This is a genomic window from Mesorhizobium silamurunense, assembly GCF_014843905.1.
GTDB lineage: Bacteria > Pseudomonadota > Alphaproteobacteria > Rhizobiales > Rhizobiaceae > Mesorhizobium > Mesorhizobium silamurunense.
This window is the reverse complement of the sequence record NZ_LPVS01000206.1, coordinates 1-1298: the sequence shown is the minus strand read 5'-3', so window position 1 is coordinate 1298 and position 1298 is coordinate 1. Positions and strand designations below refer to the sequence as shown.

At 60.0% G+C, this 1298-nt stretch carries 1 protein-coding gene; it reads right to left on the bottom strand.

Features of this window, described 5'->3' with window-relative positions:
* Positions 1-103: 103 nt before the first annotated feature.
* Complete coding sequence (locus tag AU465_RS33080; RefSeq protein WP_192257216.1) at positions 104-928, bottom strand: site-specific integrase; 825 nt, start codon at positions 926-928, stop codon at positions 104-106.
* Positions 929-1298: the final 370 nt, after the last annotated feature.

Below are 1298 nucleotides of genomic sequence, written 5' to 3'. Positions count from 1 at the left end.
GGAGCATGGAAGGCCTCGTGGCGGAGTGGTTACGCAGAGGACTGCAAATCCATTCTGCTCTAGCAAAAACAAGGGCCATTCTGAACAGGCCCACGTTTCCACCCTATTTTGCCGATTTTTTCGATATTGATTCTGCACGCTTTTTCGGCGGTTCAGAATGGCCGAAGCGCTTGAGGGTGGCGTCGAGCACCCGCTTTTCCGTCTCCTTGGCGTACACCTGATATGCTGATGTCCGGTGCGTCGAGATCGCTTTGCCCTGGCCTTCGGTGAGCCCTGATTCCTCCAGCTCGGTCATACCGCCGTGGCGCGCCTGATCGAGCGTGAAGCCGTCCATGCCCAATTCGGCGGCCATTTCGCGTATCGCCTTGGGCAATAGGGTAGTGTCGCCGAAAAGCTGGCTGTCAGGCTTCGTCACGATCGAGAGGCCACGCCGCGGCACCTTGGCGAGGATCGCCTCAGCATCGGCGTAAAGCTTGATCCGTTGGCCGTCGATAACAGCCTCAAGCGGATGATCGACCTCCCCGCCGTTCTTCCGGTGCCTGATCTTGATCTTGTCGGGGTTTGCGGCGGACCGATAATTCGTCCATTGAGCGAAGCCGGCGGCGACCGAGGATGGCCGCATCAACCATTCGAAGGCGAGCACGGCGGCCGCTGCCAGTTCGGGCCGGCCCTTCTCGACCGCTCCCCAAGCAAATTTGTAGGTCGTTTCGCGGTCGGCGTGGCCCTTCTTGGCCTTATCGCGACGTTTCAGGGTAATGGCGACCCACGGGTTGGGCACGTCCGGCCGGAACATGGTGGGAAAATGCGGGCGCATCCGCTCCCAGGCTGTCTCGCAATAGGTCGCCACCTTTTCGCTGGTCCGCATGGCGCCGGTATCGACGAACTGCTGGTAGAGCGCCAACGCAGCCGTTACGCCGATCTCGATCACCCGATAGTCAGCGAATCGTTTCTTCGTCTTGGCGGACCTCGATTCCGCCACCCGCTTATAAATTCGCCGGTAATCCGGCCTAGACGGCTCGCTGACGCGCTCCTTGAAGGCGTCGGTGGTCTGATAGTGGTCCAATAGCCAACCGACCGTGCCATAGGCGAAATGCTCTTTCGGCTCCGCCGGCGTTGGCCGATTGCGGTCAACCAGCCATTCGTCCAGCCGGTCATTCCATATTTTGGCCGCGGCATCGAGTTCGGCTTGTGAAAGGTTTTCGCCGAGCGTTGCTGCCAGCCACGGGCATTTCTGCTTTCGGTAGCGAGATGGGCACGTCCAATAGAAGCCGGTCTTGCCGCTCTTGAGAGGCTTCGAC